Origin of the sequence: Parafilimonas sp., assembly GCF_047606085.1 — a bacterium.
GTDB lineage: Bacteria > Bacteroidota > Bacteroidia > Chitinophagales > Chitinophagaceae > Parafilimonas.
The window spans coordinates 1-22,662 of sequence record NZ_JASGEX010000070.1; the positions used below are offsets into that span (position 1 = coordinate 1).

The 22,662-nt window shown below is 44.7% G+C and carries 16 protein-coding genes; 14 read left to right on the forward strand and 2 right to left on the reverse strand.

The annotated features are described in order from the left end of the window. The first annotated feature begins 212 nt into the window (after positions 1 to 212). The 10 genes from QM629_RS06370 (at position 213) to QM629_RS06415 (ending at position 15,335) form a co-directional block, all read left to right on the forward strand. Positions 213 to 1,061 carry a class I fructose-bisphosphate aldolase gene (locus QM629_RS06370; protein WP_415158345.1) on the forward strand — a complete coding sequence of 283 codons (849 nt, stop codon included), beginning with the start codon at positions 213 to 215 and terminating at the stop codon, positions 1,059 to 1,061. Positions 1,062 to 1,080: 19 nt separating this feature from the next. Further along, positions 1,081 to 2,103 carry a carbohydrate kinase family protein gene (locus QM629_RS06375; RefSeq protein WP_415158347.1) on the forward strand — a complete coding sequence of 341 codons (1,023 nt, stop codon included), beginning with the start codon at positions 1,081 to 1,083 and terminating at the stop codon, positions 2,101 to 2,103. 89 nt (positions 2,104 to 2,192) lie between these two features. Further along, complete coding sequence (locus QM629_RS06380; RefSeq protein ID WP_415158349.1) at positions 2,193 to 4,391, forward strand: GH92 family glycosyl hydrolase; 2,199 nt, start codon at positions 2,193 to 2,195, stop codon at positions 4,389 to 4,391. Between the two features lie 306 nt (positions 4,392 to 4,697). Continuing rightward, a complete protein-coding gene (locus QM629_RS06385; RefSeq protein WP_415158351.1) occupies positions 4,698 to 6,989 on the forward strand; it encodes a GH92 family glycosyl hydrolase in 2,292 nt (763 codons plus the stop codon). Between the two features lie 223 nt (positions 6,990 to 7,212). Further along, positions 7,213 to 8,733, forward strand: a complete 1,521-nt coding sequence (locus QM629_RS06390) for a hypothetical protein (protein ID WP_415158353.1) — start codon at positions 7,213 to 7,215, stop codon at positions 8,731 to 8,733. 38 nt (positions 8,734 to 8,771) lie between these two features. Further along, complete coding sequence (locus QM629_RS06395; RefSeq protein WP_415158355.1) at positions 8,772 to 9,113, forward strand: hypothetical protein; 342 nt, start codon at positions 8,772 to 8,774, stop codon at positions 9,111 to 9,113. Positions 9,114 to 9,222: 109 nt separating this feature from the next. Next, a complete protein-coding gene (locus QM629_RS06400) occupies positions 9,223 to 12,273 on the forward strand; it encodes a SusC/RagA family TonB-linked outer membrane protein (RefSeq protein WP_415158357.1) in 3,051 nt (1,016 codons plus the stop codon). 23 nt (positions 12,274 to 12,296) lie between these two features. Next, positions 12,297 to 13,919, forward strand: a complete 1,623-nt coding sequence (locus QM629_RS06405; RefSeq protein WP_415158359.1) for a RagB/SusD family nutrient uptake outer membrane protein — start codon at positions 12,297 to 12,299, stop codon at positions 13,917 to 13,919. A gap of 27 nt (positions 13,920 to 13,946) precedes the next feature. Continuing rightward, positions 13,947 to 14,819, forward strand: a complete 873-nt coding sequence (locus QM629_RS06410; RefSeq protein ID WP_415158361.1) for a hypothetical protein — start codon at positions 13,947 to 13,949, stop codon at positions 14,817 to 14,819. A gap of 18 nt (positions 14,820 to 14,837) precedes the next feature. Further along, complete coding sequence (locus QM629_RS06415; RefSeq protein WP_415158363.1) at positions 14,838 to 15,335, forward strand: DUF1735 domain-containing protein; 498 nt, start codon at positions 14,838 to 14,840, stop codon at positions 15,333 to 15,335. A gap of 82 nt (positions 15,336 to 15,417) precedes the next feature. Here QM629_RS06415 and QM629_RS06420 read toward each other — a convergent pair whose 3' ends face one another. Both QM629_RS06420 and QM629_RS06425 read right to left on the reverse strand, forming a co-directional pair. Next, positions 15,418 to 15,573 (reverse strand): hypothetical protein, encoded by a 156-nt coding sequence (locus tag QM629_RS06420; protein ID WP_415158365.1) that lies wholly within the window; start codon positions 15,571 to 15,573, stop codon positions 15,418 to 15,420. Positions 15,574 to 16,032: 459 nt separating this feature from the next. Further along, positions 16,033 to 19,296 carry a S41 family peptidase gene (locus tag QM629_RS06425; RefSeq protein WP_415158367.1) on the reverse strand — a complete coding sequence of 1,088 codons (3,264 nt, stop codon included), beginning with the start codon at positions 19,294 to 19,296 and terminating at the stop codon, positions 16,033 to 16,035. A 149-nt stretch (positions 19,297 to 19,445) separates the two neighbouring features. Here QM629_RS06425 and QM629_RS06430 point away from each other — a divergent pair, with 149 nt between their 5' ends. The 4 genes from QM629_RS06430 to QM629_RS06445 all read left to right on the forward strand — a co-directional run bounded on the left by QM629_RS06430 (position 19,446) and on the right by QM629_RS06445 (position 22,527). After that, positions 19,446 to 19,889 carry a MarR family winged helix-turn-helix transcriptional regulator gene (locus tag QM629_RS06430; RefSeq protein ID WP_415158369.1) on the forward strand — a complete coding sequence of 148 codons (444 nt, stop codon included), beginning with the start codon at positions 19,446 to 19,448 and terminating at the stop codon, positions 19,887 to 19,889. Then, positions 19,882 to 21,168, forward strand: a complete 1,287-nt coding sequence (locus QM629_RS06435) for an MFS transporter (RefSeq protein ID WP_415158371.1) — start codon at positions 19,882 to 19,884, stop codon at positions 21,166 to 21,168. Before QM629_RS06430 ends, QM629_RS06435 begins: the two co-directional genes overlap by 8 nt. 19 nt (positions 21,169 to 21,187) lie before the next feature. Further along, positions 21,188 to 21,751, forward strand: coding sequence for an isochorismatase family protein (locus tag QM629_RS06440; RefSeq protein ID WP_415158373.1), 564 nt, complete (start codon positions 21,188 to 21,190; stop codon positions 21,749 to 21,751). Positions 21,752 to 21,816: 65 nt separating this feature from the next. Next, complete coding sequence (locus tag QM629_RS06445) at positions 21,817 to 22,527, forward strand: DUF2490 domain-containing protein (protein ID WP_415158375.1); 711 nt, start codon at positions 21,817 to 21,819, stop codon at positions 22,525 to 22,527. The last annotated feature ends 135 nt before the right edge of the window (positions 22,528 to 22,662 follow it).

The following is a 22,662-nucleotide window of genomic DNA, read 5'->3' on the forward strand; positions in this document are numbered from 1 at the left end:
ACCAGGGCTCCTCGCTGCTTATTATGGCCATCCTGGGCGGCGCTTTAATTCCGTTGCTGCAGGGCGGCCTTGCTGACTGGGCCGGCCTGCAGCGCTCATATATATTACCGCTTTTGTGCTATTGCTATATTGCTGTTTTCGGACTCTATTGTATGCGCAGGAAAGCAACTGGCTAATACCATTTTTTGTGTTGAAAAATAAAAAATATACAGATGAAGACTTTTAAATTAAACAGGCTTTTTAACAGCAGATCAGGTAATTGTTTTGATGTGGCCATTGATCACGGCTTTTTTAATGAAATGCCTTTTCTCCAGGGAATTGAAAATATTCACAAAGCCATCAGCATACTGGTGCATGCAAACCCCGATGCCATTCAGCTCACAACAGGGCAGGCCCATTACCTGCAATCTATACCAGGTAAACAAAAACCAGCCCTGGTGCTGCGGACCGATGTTGCCAATGTATATGGCAATGTACTGCCACGTGCGCTCTTTAGCCGGATGATAGAAAAACCGGTGGAGCAGGCTATTCGCCTGGATGCGACCTGTGTGGTGGTGAATTTGTTCCGGATACCCGGCCAGCCGGAAGTAACTGACCAGTGTATGCAGAACATTCTTAAAATAAAACCGGTTTGCGACCATTACAGCATGCCGTTAATGATAGAACCATTAGTGTTCCGGCCTAACGAAATAGCCGGCGGATACCAGGTAGATGGCGATGTGGCAAAGATCGTTCCTTTGGTAAGGCAGGCCGTGGAATTAGGCGCCGACATTATTAAAGCCGATCCCACGGATGCAATTAATGAATATCACAAAGTGGTTGAAACCGCCGGCGCCATACCGGTGCTGGTGCGTGGCGGCGGCAGGGCAGGCGATGAAGAAATTTTAAGCAGAACCTTTGAATTAATGCAGCAGGGGGTAAAGGGAATTGTTTATGGCAGAAATGTGATTCAGCATGCAAACCCGGCGGGCATGACGGCTGCGCTGATGGCCATTGTGCACGAAGGTGCAACACCCGCAGAAGCTGCTGCGTTACTGGCCGATGAAAAAACTGTTTTTTGAACCATACAAAAATAATATTATGCGAAAAGGGATCCTGGCAGGCGGCAACTGGATTACCGACCAGGTGAAAATAACGGATTGCTTTCCCGAACAGGAAAAACTGGCCAATATTACGGAAGAGTATTGCAGCAACGGCGGTGCTGCCTATAACCTGCTTAAGGCATTATATAAACTCGGCGCCAATTTTCCGATGGAAGCCATCGGGCTGCTGGGCGCGGATGAAAGGGGAAATACCATTATGGAAGAATGCCGGCAAATGGGCATTGATACCAGGCAACTTAGGCAAACAGAGGCGGCGCATACTTCCTATACAGATGTGATGACAGTAAAAGCTACAGGAAAAAGAACTTTCTTTCACCAGCGGGGCGCAAATGCATTACTGGATGAGCATCGGTTTGATTTTGCTATATCAGGTGCTAAAATATTTCACCTGGGCTATTTGCTGCTGCTGGATCAGTTGGATCGTACAGATGCAACGGGCATTACAGGAGCGGCGCGTGTGCTGAAGCGTGCTTCAGATGAGGGTTTTATTACATCAGCAGATATTGTAAGCGAAAACAGCGACCGGTTTGCTTCTGTAATTCCGCCCGCACTACCCTGGCTTGATTATCTTTTTATCAATGAGTTTGAAGCGTTTAAACTCACAGGCATTACAACATATAAAGGAACGAGTATATGCATGGAAGGCTGTTGGCAGGCTGCAGAACAGGTTATTGAAATGGGCGTGCGTAAATGGGCAGTGCTTCATTTTCCCGAAGGCGCAGTTGCCGTAAGCGCAGCCGGCGAGCAGGTGTTTCAGCCGGGATTGCAATTGCCGGCAGGCACAATATCGGGAACCGTAGGCGCCGGAGATGCTTTTGCTGCGGGCGCTTTGTTGGGCATTCATGAGGGGATGGCAATGCAGGAAAGCCTGAACTATGGCGTGTGCGCGGCTGCCGCCAGCCTGTTTCAGCCCACATCGTCTGAAGGCATCCTGCCGCTACAGGCCTGCCTGAACCTGCCTGCCCTTTATGGATACCGGTCGTCATTTATAACAGCATAAGATAAAGACATGCCCATGTAAAATATTTTTCTCACAGGGAATTATACTAAGGCGTTCCATGAGACCATTGAAAAATCAAACATTTACGAATGAGACACTGGACACTTTTTTTCATGTTGGCTTCTGTACAATGTATCGGGCAGCAGATAACCACATCCAACCTGCAATATGTTGATCCCACCATTGGCGGCGTAGGCATCATCCTTGAGCCTGTGCGCCCTACTGTACAGCTACCTAATTGCATGCTGCGGGTGTATCCGTTTAAAAAGGACCAGCTTGACGACCAGGTTAGCCATTTTCCTTTAAACGTGGCATCGCACAGGCTTTACTGGAATTTTTCCTTTCTGCCGGTGAGCGGCGGATTGGATGAAAGTATCTGGACAAAAAAGCTCACAGTTGAAAGCGAAACAACCACTCCATATTATTACAGGGTAACATCAGAAGATGGTGCAGATGAAGTAGAATATACTACTGCGGAAAGAAGCGGTTTTTTTCGTGTATCGTTCAAAGGCAATGAAGCGCATTATTTGCGGTTTGGAACCTTAAACCAAAATGGCGCACTTACTGTGGCAGACAAGCGTACTATAAGCGGATCAGAAGATTTTGCCGGCATGAAAGCCTATTTCTATGCAGAACTGGATAAAGACATTCTTGATCTTAAGCGGAAAGAAGAGGGCGGAAGGCAGTTGCTGCTGGCGCATGTTGCCGATGAATCTGCCACCGTAGGTATCCGTTATGCCATCTCTTATATCAGTGCGGAACAGGCAAAGTATAACCTGCAGCAGGAAATAAAGAACTGGGATTTTGCGGCCCTTAAAACAAGAGCGTATAAGATATGGGATAAGGAACTTTCCAAAATACAGGTAACAGGAGGCAGCCTGGATCAGAAAAAAGTTTTCTATACTGCCCTGTATCGCTGCTATGAAAGAATGGTGAATATTAATGAATATGGAAAATATTACAGCGCTTATGATCACCAGGTGCATAACGATAATGAGCCTTTCTATGTTGATAACTGGTTGTGGGATACATACAGGGCATTGGAACCATTGCATATAATCCTCGATCCTGAGAAAGAAACCGCCAAGATTCATTCTTATATTACGATGTATGAACAAACCGGCTGGATGCCATCTTTTGCCCTGGTGTTTGGCGACTGGCCGGCTATGACAGGTAATAATGCGGCTATCTGGATAACGGATGCATGGATGAAAGGCCTTCGCGGTTTTAATGCGAAGAAAGCGTATGAAGGCATGCGAAAAGGCTCTCTGGAATCTACACTGCTGCCCTGGAACAATGGGCCGGCCACATCGCTGGATTCTTTTTACAATGAGCATGGATATATGCCCGGCCTGGCTCCGGGTGCGCGGGAAACGGTTAAACAGGTGGATACGGCATGGGAAAAACGGCAGGCTGTATCTGTAACGCTGGATAATAGCTACAGCGACTGGTGCATTGCACAATTAGCGCCTTATGCAGGCCGCGACCAGGACCGTGCATTGTTTTTGAGAAGATCCGAATACTATAAGAATGTATTTCGTACCGATAAAGGATTTGTTTGGCCTAAGGATAAGAACGGCAACTGGATTGAGCCTTTTGATCCCAAACTTGCCGGCAGGGAATACTTTACTGAGCTTAACGGCTATACATTTAACTGGGATGTAATGCACGACTGGCCGGGATTATTTCAGTTGATGGGCGGAAAGAAGAAGGCAGAAGAAAAACTGGATCAGTTATTCAGGGAAGATGCAGGCTTGCCCAAATTCAAATTCTGGCAAATATTCCCTGATGCATCGGGCCTCACCGGGCAGTTTGTAATGGGCAATGAGCCTTCGTTTCATATTCCGTATTTGTATAATTACCTGGGAGCTCCCTGGAAAACGCAGAAACGCATAAGAATGTTGCTGAACACTTGGTTCCCGGCCAATCTTTTTGGAATGCCCGGTGATGAGGATGGCGGCGGCATGAGCGCCTTTATTGTATTTTCCATGATGGGCTTTTTCCAGGTAACGCCCGGTGTGCCGGTTTATAATATCGGCAGCCCGGTATTTAGCAATATTACTATTCAATTACCCAACGGTAAACAGTTTCGCATTACTGCACAAGACAACAGTAAAGAAAATAAATATATTCAGGAGGCATCGTTAAATGGAATTGCACTCAACAAACCCTGGTTCACGCATGAAGCGCTGGCAAAAGGCGGCGTATTAAAATTGCAGATGGGGCCTGTGGCTAATAAACAGTGGGGCAGCGGGGATGATGCCGCACCGCCATCGGGCATAAGATAAAAACCAGAAGTAATGAAGCGACAGGGATAAAAAATACGGATGAAACCGAGCATGATAATTTTTTCTCACACCAGGGGAATGTGCATAGCGAGGTTCCATGAGGCCATTGAAAAATCAAACTTGTACGAATGAAACAGAGCATGATAATTTTTCTCACCGGCGAGGCAGGTATATAGCAAGGTTCTCCCGAAGCAAGTTCGGGACAGGCATGAGACCATTAAAAAAACAAACATTTACGGATGAAACGAACGGTCATTTTTGCAATTGAAGGGATACAGCATCTCTTGATTTATAAAAAATAAGCACATGAAATATTTCAACCGGTGCAGCCTCCTATTGATGGCGGCGCTTTGCAGCCAGCTTGTGGTAACCGCCCAGTTAAATGATCCTGCAGAACTGGTAAATCCTTTAATGGGCACTATGTCAAAACCGGCCCTTTCCACCGGCAATATGTTCCCTGCGGTAGCCGTGCCCTGGGGCATGAACCAATGGACCGCACAAACCGGCCGGATGGGAGATGGGTGGATATATACTTACGATGCGGATAAAATACGCGGGTTTAAACAAACACACCAGCCTTCCTGCTGGATTGGCGATTATGGCCAGTTTTCTGTAATGCCTGTAACCGGTAAGATGGTTTTTGATCAGGATGCCCGGGCCAGTTGGTTTTCGCACAAAGCGGAAACCGCGAAACCTTACTATTATAGTGTTTATCTGGCAGACTATAATGTAACCGCTGAATGTACGCCTGCCGACCGGGGTGCGCAATTCAGATTTACGTTTCCAAAAACCGACAGCGCCTTTATTGTGGTAGATGCTTTTGACAACGGTTCTTATATTAAAATAATTCCTTCAGAAAAAAAGGTTATCGGTTATTCCACCAAACAACATGACCTTGGGCACATGCCTGACTTTAAAAATTTTTTTGTTATTTATTTTGACAGGCCTTTCGATAACGCGCATACCTGGGAAGGGAATAAGCTGAATGAAACGGGCCTGGAAACGAAGGCAGATCATGCCGGGGCAATTATAGGTTTTAAAACACAAAGAGGAGAGCAGGTGCACATGCGTATCGCTACCTCCTTTATCAGTTTTGAGCAGGCTGAATTGAATTATAAACGGGAAGTGGCTGGAGACGCCTTTGAACAAACAATGGCCAGGGCGAAGAAGTTATGGAATGATCGTTTAAAAAGGATTGAAACAGAGGGAGCCTCTTTAGATCAGTTGCGCACTTTTTATTCCTGTTTGTACCGTACGATGTTTTACCCTCATAAGATGTATGAAATGGATGCGGCAAACCGACCGGTGCATTACAGCCCGCATACCGGTAAAGTATATCCCGGATACCGTTTTTCAGGCATCGGCTTTTGGGATACGTTCAGGGCCTTATACCCGTTGCTGAATTTACTCGCGCCTTCCATTAACAGAGAAATGCAGGCCGGGCTGGTAAATGATTATAAAGAAGGCGGATGGCTGCCTGAGTGGAGTGCGCTGGGCTACACCAATATTATGGTAGGCAATAATTCGGCTGCAGTAGTGTCAGACGCTTATATAAAAGGTCTGAGGGGATATGATATTAACACCTTGTACCAGGCGCTGCTGCATGGCGCCAATAATGAAGGGCCCAACGCTACAGGCAGAAAAGGGATATCTTATTACAAGGAGCTGGGCTATGTTCCATATAATGTAAAGATTAATGAAAGTGCAGCCCGTACCCTGGAATATGCCTTTGACGATTTTGCAATTTACCAGTTGGGAAAAGCGCTGGGAAGACCTGAGGCAGAAACAGAAATATATAAAAAACGCTCACAGAATTATCATAATCTTTTTGATGCGGAATATAACCTGATGCGAGGTAAAAATAAAAACGGTTCTTTTCAAACACCCTTTAATCCATTCAAATGGGGCGATGCTTTTACGGAAGGCAACAGTTGGCATTACACATGGAGCGTGTTTCAGGATGTGCAGGGATTAATAGACCTGATGGGCGGCAAAGAGAATTTTGTGAAACAACTCGATACTGTTTTTGCCCTGCCTCCGGCTTATGACGATAGTTATTATGGTACGGTGATTCATGAAATACGTGAAATGCAGATTGCGCACATGGGCCAGTATGCACATGGCAATGAGCCCATACAGCACATGACTTATTTATATAATTATGCAGGCGCGCCCTGGAAGGCGCAGTATTGGGTACGGGAAACTTTGAACCGGATGTATAAACCTGCTCCGGACGGTTATTGTGGCGATGAAGATAATGGTCAAACCAGCGCATGGTATGTTTTTTCTGCATTGGGCTTTTATCCTGTAACATCCTGCGTGGACCAATATGTAATAGGAACGCCTTTATTTAAAAAGGTGACAATTTACCTTGAAAACGGAAAAAAAATAGCCATTAATGCTCCTGATAACAACGATCAAAACCGGTATATAAAGTCGGCTAAGGTAAACGGCCGGCCATATACCAAAAACTGGCTGAGCTTTAGCAGCATGCAAAAAGGAATGACTGTTGATTTTGAAATGGATGCACAACCTAATAAAGCCCGGGGGATCAGCGATGCGGATGTGCCGTATTCAATGAGCAGGAACGATAAATAAAAAATACGCCCGCCCATGCAACCGTAAGTGGAATAACGTATCGGGTTAGAAAAAAATTTTTTTAAAAAATCAAACTTGTATATACAAGTTTAAAATAAAGTAATTATATTTGAAGCGTGAAGTTTGATAACGATTGTTGCAATACCAAAAATTAAATGCTGTAACCGGTAGGATGTTCATGTATATACAAGTATAAGGTTACGCCGCTTTGCTATATATTTCAGTGAAAAGGAAATTGTTCATATTATTTTTTATAGGGGCCGTTTACCAGCATGGGTTGTGCCAGCGCCGGCATAACGGCCCGCAGCCTGCTGATCAGCGCGCCGCCATAACCGTGCTGGATCTGCGGTATCTTCTGGGCAGCAGTTATAAAAATGCAGATAGCATTAAAGTGATATGGGATGCGGCTCATGCCATTGCCACGCTCCAGGGAATTGTAAACAGGAACAGCCCGGATTTTTACATAAAATATATTGTAACGGATGGCAGGAGCATTGATGACTACTGGCTGGATAAATACCGGCAGCCCGGAAAATGGCTGTCAGCAAGGCCTGTGGTGCAACTGAACAATATTGACGAAGCTTTTGTTTGTTATAAAAAACGCGTAAAAGGATTGGTTGTGTACGATCCTGCTGTGGCGGCTACCAGCAATATTGCATCCTCCATTGCGGGTATTGAAGATTTAATTGCAGTGCGCTACGACACTTCGCCCACGAGTATTTATACAAAATTGATATCAATGGGCTTTGCAGTAAAACAATGGCTGGTCAATAAAGACGGATCATCCCTGTTTACAGGCTCAGGTATCATTCCCGGTACAGGGCTGCCATCCACAGGCTCGGCCAAAAATGATGCATATCGCTGGTTTATCAGGCAGTATTTGAAAACGGGAAAATGCAATACCGCGTATGCCGCTTATTACATTGATCAGTATTGGATGCAAAAACCGGGCAGTGCGCCGGCCAATCATCATACTTTAACCAATCACGATTTTTTTGTAAGCAAAAAGGGCTTCTTTTTTGACCTTTCTCCCTGGGATGACGAGCCGGCTACAGATGATCCCGGGCAGGCCGCAGGTACTGATTACGCTACTTTAAAATTACTGCTGCAATATGCTTATGCGCAAAATGGCGGCCAGGCAATGTTGCATATAGGCGGGTTCCCTTCCTGGGCTTTTAAATATACTTGCCATGCGGGAGGGAAACACCAGGACGTGGAAACAGAATGGCAATATACCCGGCTCATCAGCGCCTATAATGCTTTTCAGGATGCCGATGCCATTGGTTATGGCGCTATGGCCAACGCTTCTTTCTGGGCGCATTTCCCTTTAAAATCATCTTATCCTCAAAATCGTACAACCATCGAAGCTCTGAAAAAGCAGGGCCTGCTTGCTGCCAATGGAAAATTCAAAACAGGCAACAAAAATTTTGTGGTTTTTTATGCGGGAGATTATGACGCCGCCTCATGGGTGTATCAAAAAATACCATTTATATGGGACGATTCCAGCCGTGGTAAAGTGCCTTTAATGTGGTCTGTTAGCCCGGTTTTGGAAAGAAGGGCGCCCATGGCGCTGGACTATATGCGGGAGACAGCGACGGCAAATGATTTTTTCGCCGCTGCAGATAATGGGGCCGGCTATCTGAACCCCGGTATGTTGCAGGCTCCACGGGATATTTCAGGCCTGCCGGATGGCGCTGAGGCATGGGAAGCGCATAACAACCTTTTTATAAACGATGGGATATAAGCATTACCGGTTTTATTGTTGACGGCGATGCGCCTGCTATGAATGACCATGTTCTGCGGAGTTATTCCGTGTTCAGTAAAGACGGGATCGTACCGCAAAAATTTAAGCTTACAGGCCTGCGGTATGGTATGCCGGTGCTGGCGGCTGATGATGATATAGTCGAGGATGATCCGTCTGCAGCGGCCGATCATATTATTGATCGTGTTCATAAACGGAATATTCCTTTTCACTGGTTCCGGAGTATCCTGAAAACACCTTTATGGTACAAACAGGTAGTTCAGCAACTGGAGCAGAAAGACAGCAGTATTAAAGTGCTGAATCCTTCTTCGTTTTTCCTCTTATATAAACAATACCTTCTTCAAAATAAAACAGTGCGATGATGATGATTGATACTTTTCCAGACAGTTTTAATGGCCCTTGCGGTGCCGGTTGAAGATCATGTTTTAACTGATCACATTAACTGACGTAATAAACATAAAACAATAAATAATGATTCGCTTGTCCATTACTCTCTGCATCCGGGTTGCTAAAAACTATATGCTGCCGTTTTGCGCAGCCGTCATGTTGTTGCCCATTATTGCCATATCGCAAAATAACGGGCCAATAACCATTAAAGGAAAAGTGATGGGTCCTAAATCAGAGCCCCTTGCCAGTGTGTCGGTGGTGCCTAAAAAAACACCCAATGCCGGAAGCTCCACCAATGCCGCAGGAGAATATACGGTAACTGCGCTTCCTGATGATACACTTAGTTTTTCGTATGTCGGCTATAAAACGGTGAATATGGAAGTTGGCAACCGCACGGTAATTGATATTACTCTATATCCCGGCGATGCAGCCACTTTGGACGATGTGGTATTGGTGGCTTACGGCAAGCAAAAGAAAGTAAGCCTTACCGGGGCCATTTCTTCGGTAAGCACCCAGGACCTGCGTCAAAGCCCGGTGGCCAATCTGGCCAACGCACTGGCGGGCCGGCTGCCCGGTCTGTTAGCCATTCAGATGAGCGGCGAGCCCGGCGGCGATGTTTCCAACCTGTATATACGTGGCACGCCCACTTTTAACGATGCTTCGCCGCTGATAGTGGTGGATGGTGTGCTGGGGCGTGATTTTGCGCAGTTAGATGCTAATGAAGTGGCTACCGTAAGTATTTTAAAGGATGCTTCGTCCACTGCGTTATATGGCGTTCGTGGCGCTAATGGCGTTATCCTGGTTACCACAAGAAGGGGTTTCTCCGGAAAGCCACGCATCTCATTCAGTGTTGAACGGGCCTGGCAAAACACCATGCGCTTGCCAAAATATGTAGGTTCATACGATTATGCCCGGCTGTACAATGAGGCGCTGGCTAATGACGGCCTGCCTGCAAAATACAGTGATAAGGATCTTGAATATTACAAAATAGGAGCAGACCCTTACCTGTATTCCAATACAGACTGGTTAAAAATATTTTTAAAGCGAAACACGCCCATGTCGAGGGCAAACCTGAATATATCGGGTGGCAGCGACCGGGTGAAATATTTTGTTTCTGCCAGCGCCTTTACCCAGGAGGGGATGTACAATTTCTCCGACCTGAATCCCTACAGCAGTAATGTGAAATACAACAGGTATAATTTCCGTTCGAACATAGATATAAATGTTACCGATCAGTTCAGCATCGGGCTTGACCTGGCAGGCCGGGTGGAAAACCGAAATTATCCCGGGAGGGACACCTGGCTGATCTTCGAGATACTGAACAGGATACCGCCTACCTACCCGGTAAGAAATGCAGACGGCAGCCTTGCAGGCGATGCTTCACAGCCTGAAAACCCGCTTGGATTGATCGCTTATTCCGGCTACCGTAATTATTATGCTACCATGCTGCAGGGCACCTATAAGATGGCCCATAAGCTGGATTTTATTACACCGGGATTAAACGCAAGGGCTTCTTTTTCTTTTGATGGCCAGGCCAATTATAATATATCCCGCACAAGAGGTTATGCTGTATATCAGTTGCTGGATGACGGGTCATATAATACAATCGGCTCTGAAACTGAATTGGGCACATCAAAAGACTACGGTTTTAACCGGATGGTAAATATAGAAGCGGCATTGGATTATGCCCACACATTTGGCTTTCATGATGTTACTGCCTTAGTGTTGTTTAATCAGAACAGGAAGGTAACGTATGATGCGACTTATGATCTGCCTTTTTCTTATATGGGAACGGCTGCCCGCATTACGTATGCTTATAAACAAAAATATTTTGGAGAGGTAAATATGGGTTATAACGGCTCTGAGCAATTTCCGGCCAGGAACCGTTTCGGTTTTTTCCCTTCTTATTCTTTGGGCTGGGTTATTTCCCGCGAAGGGTTTTACGGAAAAGGCAAGCTGGTTAATTTTCTGAAATTGAGGGCCTCTTATGGCCAGGCGGGCAATGATCAGTTGGGAAGCAGGCGCTTCCTGTACCTGCAAACGTTTAGTTCGGGCACCGGCTATGATTTTATGCAGGGAACATACCCGGGCATTACGGAAGGTGCGCTGGCTAATCCTGCCGTTAAATGGGAAAGGGCGCGTAAAGCGAATGTGGGCATAGATGTTGGCGCCTTGCAGAGCAGGATCACTTTTTCAGGCGATGTGTTTTATGAAAAGCGGGACAATATTCTTACTACCAGCGGAACCACATCCTATATATTGGGCCGGTCCGGTTCGGATCTTCCTTCTGTGAATATTGGCGTAGTGGAAAACAAGGGGATAGATTTTGAGCTTAACTATAAAAATGACCCGGCTCACAAGTTTCATTATGAATTTGGCGGCAATTTCACCTATGCCCGCAATAAAGTGCTGTATATGGATGAGGAAGCAAAAGAGTATGCTTACCTGCGGCAGACCGGCCAGAGAGTAGGGCAATTGTTTGGATATGTGGCAACAGGGTTCTTCCAAAGCCAGGAAGATATTGATAACAGCGCCAAACCCACTTTTGTATCGGCATCTACCCTACGCCCGGGCGATATAAAATACAAAGACATCAACGGCGATGGCGTGATTGATGAAACGGACAAAGTGCCACTGGGTTATAACCCGGCAATACCGGAAATTATGTTTGGCTTTCAAAGCCGTTTTTCCTATAAAGGTTTTGATCTGAGCCTGTTGTTTCAGGGCGCTGCGCATGGAACTATTTTCCTGGACAATTTTCCCACATGGGAGTTCAGGGGAGGAACCGGTAAAGCAATTGAATGGCATTTGCACCGCTGGACGCCGGAAACCGCCGCCACGGCTACTTACCCGCGCCTGTATGTGGGCGATAATGCCAATAACCAAATCCTGAATAGCTTCTGGATGCGCCCCCGGGATTATGTGCGCCTTAAAAACTTTGAAATTGGCTATACCTGTACGGCCAGGTTTATGCAAAAAGCGGGGTTAACCAGCCTGAGAATATATTCCAATGGCACCAACCTGCTTACCTGGGATAAAGTAAAGCTCACCGATCCCGAAAATCCTTCCTGGTCGGGTAACCACAGTTATCCGCAGCAGCGGGTAATAAATATAGGATTGAATGCAAATTTTTAATCAATAAAACCTCTGGGTATATAATGAAAAAGATATTTAGCTTTTTAAGCATATTAATGCTCTTTTGCAGCATGGGCTGCAAGAAATTTTTTGAAGAGCCCGATGAATTAATGACCGAGGAGGAAGCATTTGCCGATATGCAGGTGGCGGATAAATTTCTTACCAATGTATATTCAGACCTGTATGGGTCTGTGTACAAAAGTTCGGAGCTTTACATCTCCCCTTTTTCCGCAACAACAGATGAGGCTGAATCCGGAAACCTGATAGCAGGGGCCTACGATTTCAATGCCGGCCAGCAAAGCGCTTATGACTATCCTTTAGGAGACTACTGGCTGTTTGAATACGCTTATATCAGGGCAGCGAATATTTACCTGAAAAATATTGATAATGTGCCGGGGGATGCGGCTTTAATAGCAGAGCGGAAAGCGGAGGCGACTTTTTTAAAGGCATTTTTCTATATGCAACTGCTTAAAAACTATGGCAGCTTTATTATTGTTGACGAAGTGCTTAGCGTAAATGACAACCTGAAATTGCCCAGGGCATCAGCCGAAGAATGTGTTAATTATATTGTTGGCATGGCCGATGCGGCGGCGGGCGTATTGCCGGTTACGCCTTATAATTCGGAAACAGGCCGGGCCACGAAAGGGGCGGCTCTGGCTTTAAAAGCCGAAGCGCTGCTTTTCTATGCAAGCCCTCTGTATAATCCCGATAATGACCTGGCGCGGTGGGACGCTGCAGCCAATGCCGCGTATGCAATCATCAGCAACGCCGATTTGGGATATGGCCTGTACGCCAGTTACCAGAATCTATTTTTGTCTAATTATAACCAGGAAGTTATTTATGCCTATAATGCAGGCTCTACCAATGCCATGAATCTTTACCTGGAGCCTAACGGGTATAGTGGCTGGGCCGGGCTTAACCCCACGCAGGAAATAGTAGATGCCTATGAAATGTCTAACGGCCTGGCGCCTTTTAACAGTGACGGTTCCGTGAACACTGCTTCGGGTTATGATCCTGCCAATCCTTATGATAACAGGGAACCGCGCTTTTACGCATCCATCCTGTATAATGGCGCTGCCTGGCAGGGACGCTCAGTTGAAACATTTGTAGGCGGCACCGATGCCATCGGCATAGGGCAGCACACCCGTACCCAAACCGGGTATTTTATACGCAAATTCTTAGATGAATCGGTTATAATCACCAAGGGTAATACCCGTTATGCTACCTGGATATTGTACCGGCTGGGAACAGTAATACTGGATTTCGCAGAAGCGCGTAATGAAGCTTCAGGGCCTGTTTCAGAAGTGTACACTGCTGTAAACGCCATCAGGAGCCGCGCCGGGTTACCGGATTTACCCACAGGGTTAAGCCAGGATGAAATGCGCGAAAAAATCCGTCATGAACGCCTGATAGAAATGGCTTTTGAAGACAACCGCTTTTGGGATGTGCGCCGCTGGAAGATAGGGGTGCAGGCTTTCAATATAACCACTCATGGAATGTATATAACCAAAAGCGGCAATACACTTAATTATGAAGTAGTGCCGGTACGCACCAGGTATCGCATAGAACAGCAATGGGACCTGTTTCCAATACCCCAGTCAGAAATTAATAAAAACCCACTTTTGGAACAAAACCCCGGCTGGTAAAACCTTAGTTATTTAAAATTTTAAGCCATGCAATTGAAACCGTTTATACAGATAATTATTATTGTATTGTTCTTTATAGGTATCTGTGTTGTAACATCCTGTAAAAAGCAGGACAAAACGCTTCCGCTCTGTGATTCAGAATTTACTTACCAGGATTCCACGTACCGGTATGTAGAAGGCATTACCCCCGATACCATAATGCCCACATACATTAGCGGGGCCGATATTCCGGGCCTGTTCTACACCAAAGATTCGGGCCTTGTGCTGGATTCCACTACAGGTATCATCAATCTTGCAGCCAGCCAGGCGGGCAGCTATGTTGTTTATAAGGCGATGCTTGGCAATACAGCCTGCGCTAACCATATTTCTTTAGGATACGTCACTATTTTAGGGCCTGCGGTTGCACCGGTGCTGTTTGCCAATACAAGTAATTCACAGTATTGGGGAGGGGTTAGCATGTGGTTCGACCCTGATGATACACAGAATGGATATGGCTCGGTAAAATCAACAATCACATCAGGAACCCTGCAGCTTATACAATATCAGCCGGATACTGTTGTGGCAACGGAAGTGACCCAGGTAAACGGCCAGCTCCGTTTATGGTTTTATATTTCAGATCCTGAAGCGTATGACCAGGATGCAGAAATAGGGCAGTTTGAAATAGGCAGCGGCAGCGGTCCCGATGTGGAGGAAACCACTTTCCCTATTATACTTTCAGAATTAAACCTGACAGCAGGCTGGAACCTGCTGAAACTGAATTTTGCTGATGCCAACAGTACGGGCGGCAGCACAGATTATACTGCCTTAAACTGGTTCCGCGTATATATGTTCAATACGGAGACTACGTTTCCGCTTACAATTGGTGTGTCAGATGTAGAGATATGGGATTCAACTTATTAATAAGAAAATAATGTAACTATGAAATATTTTTCCATTACGGGCTGTGTATTGCTGCTGCAACTATGCATTGTCTCCTGTTCAAAAAGCGGATTTGTTGATAATAAAGATGCATCCAGCGCGTACCTGATGCTTTCCGCCGGCGGATTTACGGAATTTTATCCTATTGATACTACAGACTTTCAGCAGGTGCATTTGGTGGGTTCTGTAAGCATTGCCGGCGGCCTTAAAAAGGCGCTTAATTTTACCGTAGAAACAGATTCCGTGGCGCTGGATTCAATGAACAGCGAAAAACAAACCGGCTATAAGATCGTACCAGCGGAAGCTGTACGCCTGGAACAAACAACATATACAATTCCAAAGGGAGCTTCTTCTGTTGATATTCCTTTATATATAAACCTCACGCTTCTTCCGGCCGATGTGATAGACTATGTATTGCCTGTATCCATCACAGATGGAGGAGGAGTGCCGTTAGAACCAAACCACAAGACAGTCTTTTTCCATATAAACGAACCTTAGCGGTTAATTTATGCCTATAGTAAAGAAACGGAGAATAATCAATCAGCACCCGGAAATTGCATCGGAAGAAAGATTACGAGCATCAAATTTCCAGTTCAACTGAAATATTTTTCCAGCCGCTGCAAGGTTCGGCCGGCCCGCGATAGCGGTCTGACCGAAGGGCGAACAGGCATGCATGCAATCCTCCCACATCAATCAGACCGGTTTCGCCGTTCCAATGGGCCTGCAGGCTTTGCATAACAATTTCTATTGTTTACGTCACTGCCTTCCGTAAACCGGAGAATTAATTGTTGATCTACCGCCATTTTTGATACTCAGATAAGTCAAAAAATCAAACATTTTTTTTGGATGGCAAAGTTAACAGGTTGATAATTTCCGGACTTTAAGAAATTATGAATTTGTATTCACCATACAGGAGCCTTAAGGAGTAAATTATGGTATAACGCTTTTTGGAAACTGTGGATTATACCCGATAATGGGTTCCCAAACCGTAAGAAGAATAATATTGTTGAAGATGCAGACAGCATTTCCGGTAGCGTCTGAGCCTTAAAAATATTAAAACCGCCATTTTAGTATCTAACAAATAATGTCATCATCTGTTTGAAGACTACTAAAACCAAAAATTTACCTTTTACAGATGAATACGTAACAGCGCCCGGAATAGGCGCATTGATTAATGACCCATTCCACCCTCATCCTACTTCACCGATTTATCCGGGTACGCCGGCGCCTTCGGCACTTCAACAGGCTGTTCCTTTATCAGTTGCTTTAAATAATCAACGGCATATTCAAGCTGTGCATCTTTACCTTTAAAGGTTTCATAAGGCAGGTTATCAACAACAATATCAGGTTCAACGCCGCGGCCTTCTATCAGCCATTTGCCTTCAGGGCCATACACGCCGTTTTCTGCGGCGCTGGCAATACCGCCATCCACCAAACGGTTATCCATGCTGAGCCAGATTTCACCACCCCAGGTACGCGTGCCGATTACTTTTCCCAATCCTAACCTTCTGAAACCTTCGGTTATAGCTTCGCCGTCAGAAGCAGTTTGCTGATCGCATAAGATTACCATGTGGCCGCGGAAAGCGTATTGCATATTCCATGTAGGGCCGCCGGCGCGCCCCTGCCAGTACATCCATGCTTTGCGCAATAGTTTTTCAAGCACCCAGCTATCTATGTTGCCGCCAAAGTTTTCCCGCACATCCAGTATCAAACCCCTGCGGTTAAATACAGGATAAAACTGTTTTACAAAATCATCCATATCGGGGCCTGTCATAGCCTTCAGGTGCACATAGCCAATATCATCATTGCTCAGGCTGTCAACCTTTTCACGGTTCACCAGTTCCCATTCTTCGTAACGCAGCGTAGCTGCATCTCTTGCAGAACAGGGTTTTACAACCTGGAAGTAAGGTTTGTTGTTCTTATCAAGCAGGCTGAGCTTTACCGGTTCATCAATTTTATTCGCCAGTAATGTTGCCATATCTGCCTCATCTTTTACAGCAACATTATTAACAGCCGTTATAACATCACCTTCTTTTATGTTTAATTCAGGTTTATTGAGCGGTGAAGAAAAATCAGGATAATCCGGATCGCTTTTATAAATATGATCAATACGCAAACCGGTTGCTATTTTGGTAAAGAAAGCGCCTAAAAAGCCTGCCTGTATCAAATCATCTGAACGGCGTTTGTCGCCGCCGGTTACAAAAGTGTGCAGGGCAGAAAGCTCACCCACCATCTGGCTAAGCAAGTCATCTAATTCATACCTGTCTGTCAACCTTGCAACAAGCGGCGCATATTGATCGCGTATGGCGGCCCAGTTTACATTGTGCAGGTTGCGGTCATAAAAATAATCACGCATCATGCGCCATGCATCGTTGAACATTTGTTTCCAGTCTTCCTGCGGGTCAACCACAAAACTCCAGTTATCCAGTTCAAGTTTGGTTTTATCCGCATCAGCTTTCTGGCCATTGGCATCGGCAATAGCCAGCGAATTATTTTTATAAAATACCAACAGCTTTTTACCATCACCGCTTGCCGTAAAACCATTTATGCCTGATGCAACCAGTGTTGGTTCATACTTTTTGCTTTCTTCAATTTTCAAAGCATATAATTTGGAACCGCTGTTATCATTTTGGTCTGAAGGCGATTCTGTCCAGTATAAATAGCCATTGGCAACAGCCATATTATAAATGTTGGCGCTTTTAACCGGCGCCTCATACAAAATATTTTTCAGGTAGCTCCAGTTATAATTCTTTTCGGCAGGGGTTGTTGTTTTACCTTTCTGTTTTTTGTCGCCTGATGCTTTTTGTTCACTGGCAGAAGGGTTAAAAACAGAGTCGGTTAACCATGAATCTGTTTGAAGAAAAGGGAACTTTGCAGCGCTGTCGAGCGGCATAGCATACATCTTTGCCGTATTGGTATAATAAGGCTCGGGCTGGCGTGAACCCCAGGGTGAACGTGTTTGCGAAACGAGCTGCCGCTCTGAAACAAAATATAACCAGTTGCTATCCTGGCTCCAGGATGGGTTATAACTGTTAAGCCTGGATGTTGTTAAAGGCAGCATCTTCATGTTGCGCGTATCAACTACAAATATCTGTGCATTCAGATTGGCTATGTTTTGAGAGAAGGTAAGATAGCGGCTGTCCGGCGACCAAACCAGTTCATTAATGCCCGAATAAGCACTGTCGAATGTGAACTTTACAGTACCGTTTGCCACGTCAGCAATGCGTAATACATCATTTTTGTCGCAAAAGGCAATCTGTTTTCCATCCGGCGATATCCTGAAAAAGCTGATGATGGTTTTTGTATTCTTTGTAACCTGAACAGCCGTATCACTTCCGTCGGCATTCATTTTCCACACTTCATATTCGCCTGAAGCATCAGACAAAGCGGCAATACTTTTATTATTGATGAAATGCGCTTCTTTAAAACGAACACCACTTTTCCTGCTTATTTCCTGCCAGCGGTCACTTTTGCCAGGCGATACAAAAACTCTTCCGCGGCTTATAATAACTGCATAATTACCGTTGGGCGAGATATCCGCATTGGATATGGATTCAACCGGGCTTTTAATCCATTTTGCTTTGCGTTGATCAAAATCTGAAACAAGGTTGATGTCTAACATTTTTTCCTGGTTTGAACTGATGTCATACATCCAAATGTCAGCGCCTTTCTGATAAACAATTTTTGATCCGTTAATGGATGGCGTTTGAATATCCCAGCCTTTCGAGAATGTATGTTGCTTCAGGTCTTTACCGTCTTCATTCATGCTCCAGATATTCATGGTGCCGTCGCGGTCTGATAAAAAATAAACCCGGTTATTATAGATCATCGGGCTGGTGCTGGCGCCATCATAATCGCCGGTGAGATTTACGGCCTCCTGCGATCCGTTGAATTTCCAAACCTGTTCTATCAGGCCGCCCTTATATCTTTTTGTTTTGCTGCCCTGGTTTCTGAAACGGGTAAAAAACAAAATATTATTATCATCATAGCAGCCGTAAGAAGCCTGCCATAAGGGAATGATTTCTTTGGCAAGCGTTGCAGGGTCAAGCTTAAATATTTGGGAAGCAGGTATTGAGCTGCGGGCGGATGTTCTATAGATTATTTTGCCGTCTTTTGTCCAGCTATACGCCTGTATGGCGCCATCAAAATCATAAGTAATGCGCCTGGGTATGCCCCCATTTATGCTCATGAAGTATAGTTCGGAGATACCTTCGTACTGGCCGTTAAACACCATCTGTTTTCCATCGGGGGAAATAACCGGGTTTATTTCCAGGCCTTTGTCTGTAGTAAGCCTCATGGTAAAGCCGGTATTTAAATCATATTTCCATAAATCACCCTCTGCCGTAAAAATGATGGTGCTGCCATTAATAGCAGGTGTGCGGTAATATCCTTTTTGCTGGCTGTATAAAAAAGAAAACATAAACAGGAGGGCGCATAACAATAAAATTTTTGCTCGCATAACAGTTATTTGATTTCGTGTAAAAATATCAATTCTGTAAAACCTGATGACTGAAGCCTTAAAAATATCTAAAAAAGGCAATTGCAGGAATATTTTAATGATTTAAGGCTGTAAATTTGTAAGGTAAACTTACAAGTTTATTTACTAAAATGGCAAAGCAATCTGATCTTGAGCTTATTTCCGAAGTTCGCACAACCGTTACAAGGCTTGTTAAAAAACTCCGCAGGCATTCAGCAACGGGCATCACGCTTTCACTTACGGAACGGTCGGTAATGGGATTATTAAACCGTTCCGGTGAAATGCTGCCGAATGAGCTGGCGGCTGCTGAAAAAATAACCACGCAATCCATGTCGCAAATATTAAATCACCTTTCAGCGCTCGGTTATATTAACAGGCGGGCATCAAAAGAAGATAAGCGCAAGTCATTTATTTCCCTTTCTGCCAAAGGCGCTGCCATGGTAAAGCGGGTAGGAGAGGAGAAGGATAACTGGCTTTACCAGGCGCTTATGCACACCTGCACTGCGGCAGAAATACAGGTTCTTAAAAAAGCGCTTGTGCCTTTAAAAAAAATAGTTGATTTCGAAGATGACTGAAGAAAAACAAAAGAAGGGCATTACCACGTTCGAAGCGTTTAAAAGCCGCAATTACAGGTTATATTTTTTAGGGCAATCCATATCACTTATGGGCACATGGATGCAAAAAACAGCCGTTAGCTGGGTGGTGTATTCCCTTACCCATTCAAAGCTTATGCTGGGGCTTTCGTTGTTTGCCACCATGTTCCCTTCATTCGTATTTTCTTTTATTGGCGGCGTCACGGCCGACAGGCATAACCGTTACCGCGTATTATTGATAACGCAGGTTGCCTCCATGATACAGGCTGCGTTATTAACCCTTATTGTTCTCTCCGGTCATTATTCGGTTTGGGCGATTTTATCACTGAGCTTTGTTCTTGGCATCATCAATGCCTTTGATGTGCCGGCAAGGCAATCGCTGGTGAATGAATTAATAGAAGATAAGAAATACATTGGCAATGCGCTTGCCTTAAACTCTTCCATGGTTAATTTATCAAGATTGATCGGCCCTGCCATTGCAGGTTTTATACTGGAGAAATTCGGGGATGTATTTTGTTTCGGGTTAAATGCCCTAAGCTTTATTGCGGTTATTTCGTCCCTGTTAATGATGCGGTTACCGAAAGCGGACATACTACATCATAAAAAGAATATTTTACAGGATATGCAGGACGGATGGCGTTATTTAAAACAGGAAAAGCAATTGAGGTTTATTATCGCCATGCTTGGTTTTATCAGCCTTTTTGTTTTGCCATTCTCCACTTTAATGCCTGTTTATGCCAAAGATATTTTCAGGGGAAACGCATCTACGTTTGGCGTAATTGACAGCATGATCGGTTTAGGCGCATTAAGCGGCGCCATTTTTTTAGCATCACTTAAGCCCGGAAGCGATATACGGAAAGTGCTTGCCATTAATACCCTCATTTTTGGTTCAGGGCTTGTGCTGTTTTCTTATATGCATCACTATCTGGTAGCGCTTGCCTGTGCGGTGTTAACAGGCTTTGGAATGATGTCGCAGGTTACCATCACCAATACTATTGTTCAAACCACAGCAGACCCTGCCATGCGGGGCAGGATGATCAGTTTTTATGCCATGGCATTCTTTGGCATGCAGCCTTTGGGCGGACTGATCGTAGGTTCCGTATCACAATGGATCGGCGTTCCCAATACGGTTTTAGCCGAAGGATGTATTGCTTTAATAATTGGTTTATTGCATTTCCGTTTTCTCCATATCAGCACAATAAAAACAAATAAAGAACCTGCTGGTAAAGCAGTACAATCTGTTGAAGCTGCAGTATCCTAAATAAAATAAAACAGAGATTATGATAACAGCAATTGATAAAAACACAGCGCTTGTGTTAATTGATTTTCAGAATGCCGTTGTAGCTGCACCTGTTGTGCATTCAATGGATAAGGTATTAAATAATACAAACAAATTGATTGATGCCTTTAAAGAAAAAAAACTACCCGTGATTTTTGTGAATGTAAACCCGGGCAATGCCGCATGGGTGCAATCCAGAAAAGAAGCAGCAATGAATGCATTTCCAACTGATGAAAGCTTGTTTAAAATAACAGATAAGCTCCACGCAGCAAGCAGCGATATCTTCATTACCAAACATACATGGAATGCTTTTTTTGAAACCACGCTGAACGAAGAATTAAGAAAGCGGAATGTTACCGGCATTGTGCTGGCAGGCGTTTCTACAAGCATTGGCGTAGAAGGCACGGCAAGGGCTGCGAGTGAGCTTGGTTATAATATAAGTTTTGCGCTGGATGCCATGAGTGACAGGGTGGAAGAAGCGCATGAGCGAAGCATCCAATATATTTTTCCAAGAATAGGGGAACTGGGAAACGCGGATGATATTATTGCAGCGCTTAGCCGGTAAATGTTAAGATATACGATCAAAAGCCTGAAAAAAAATAATCAGCAATTATCTTGCGCAAAAAACCCATGCGCAAACAGAAAATCATATTAACTATTGTTATCAGCTTTTTCCTTTTCAAGGCGCCGGCTGCACAAACCATTTCAGAAAACACAGGCTGGCTTGCCTGGTTTAACACGTATAAATTCTCAAAGCGTTTTGGCTTAACATCTGATGTGCAGGTTCGCTCTGCAGATAACCGGGATTATGTAAGGCATGTTTTAATAAGGCCGGGCCTTACCTTTTACATTAATTCCAAAAGCAATGCAACTGCGGGTTATGCTTTTATAGGCCATTACAACAGATTACCGGATCCGGCAAAAAACACACTCGTGGAAAATCGTATATGGGAACAATATATTTATAACATGAAGTTGAGCCAGGTTTCGCTGCAGCACCGTTTCAGGCTGGAACAACGGTTTATTGAACGGCAGGCTGATCAGATATTTTCTCAACGCCTCCGTTATTTTGCCCGGCTGATTGTTCCAATAGCAAAACAGGAAGCAGCTTTTGCCAAAGGTTTTTTTGCAGCTGTTCAAAACGAAATCTTTTTCAACATTCAGAATAAAGAGATGCTTAATGGCAAACTGTTTGACCAGAACAGGGTTTACGGGGCAGTTGGTTATCGGTTTAATGCTAAGTTTGATATGGATGCCGGTTATCTTAACCAGTATATAAAAGGCGCATCTGCCAACACTTCCAATAATGCAATACAACTGGCTTTTTATACGAGATTTTAATAAAGTGCTGAGCTTGCTAAAACTTAGGTAATTTTCCAGTTGTATGAAGTATTTGCCTTTTCTTACAGGTGCTTATTCGGTAGCGCCGGGCTTAATCCCCGTATCAAAAGCGGAAGCAGAATATGATAAACTTAT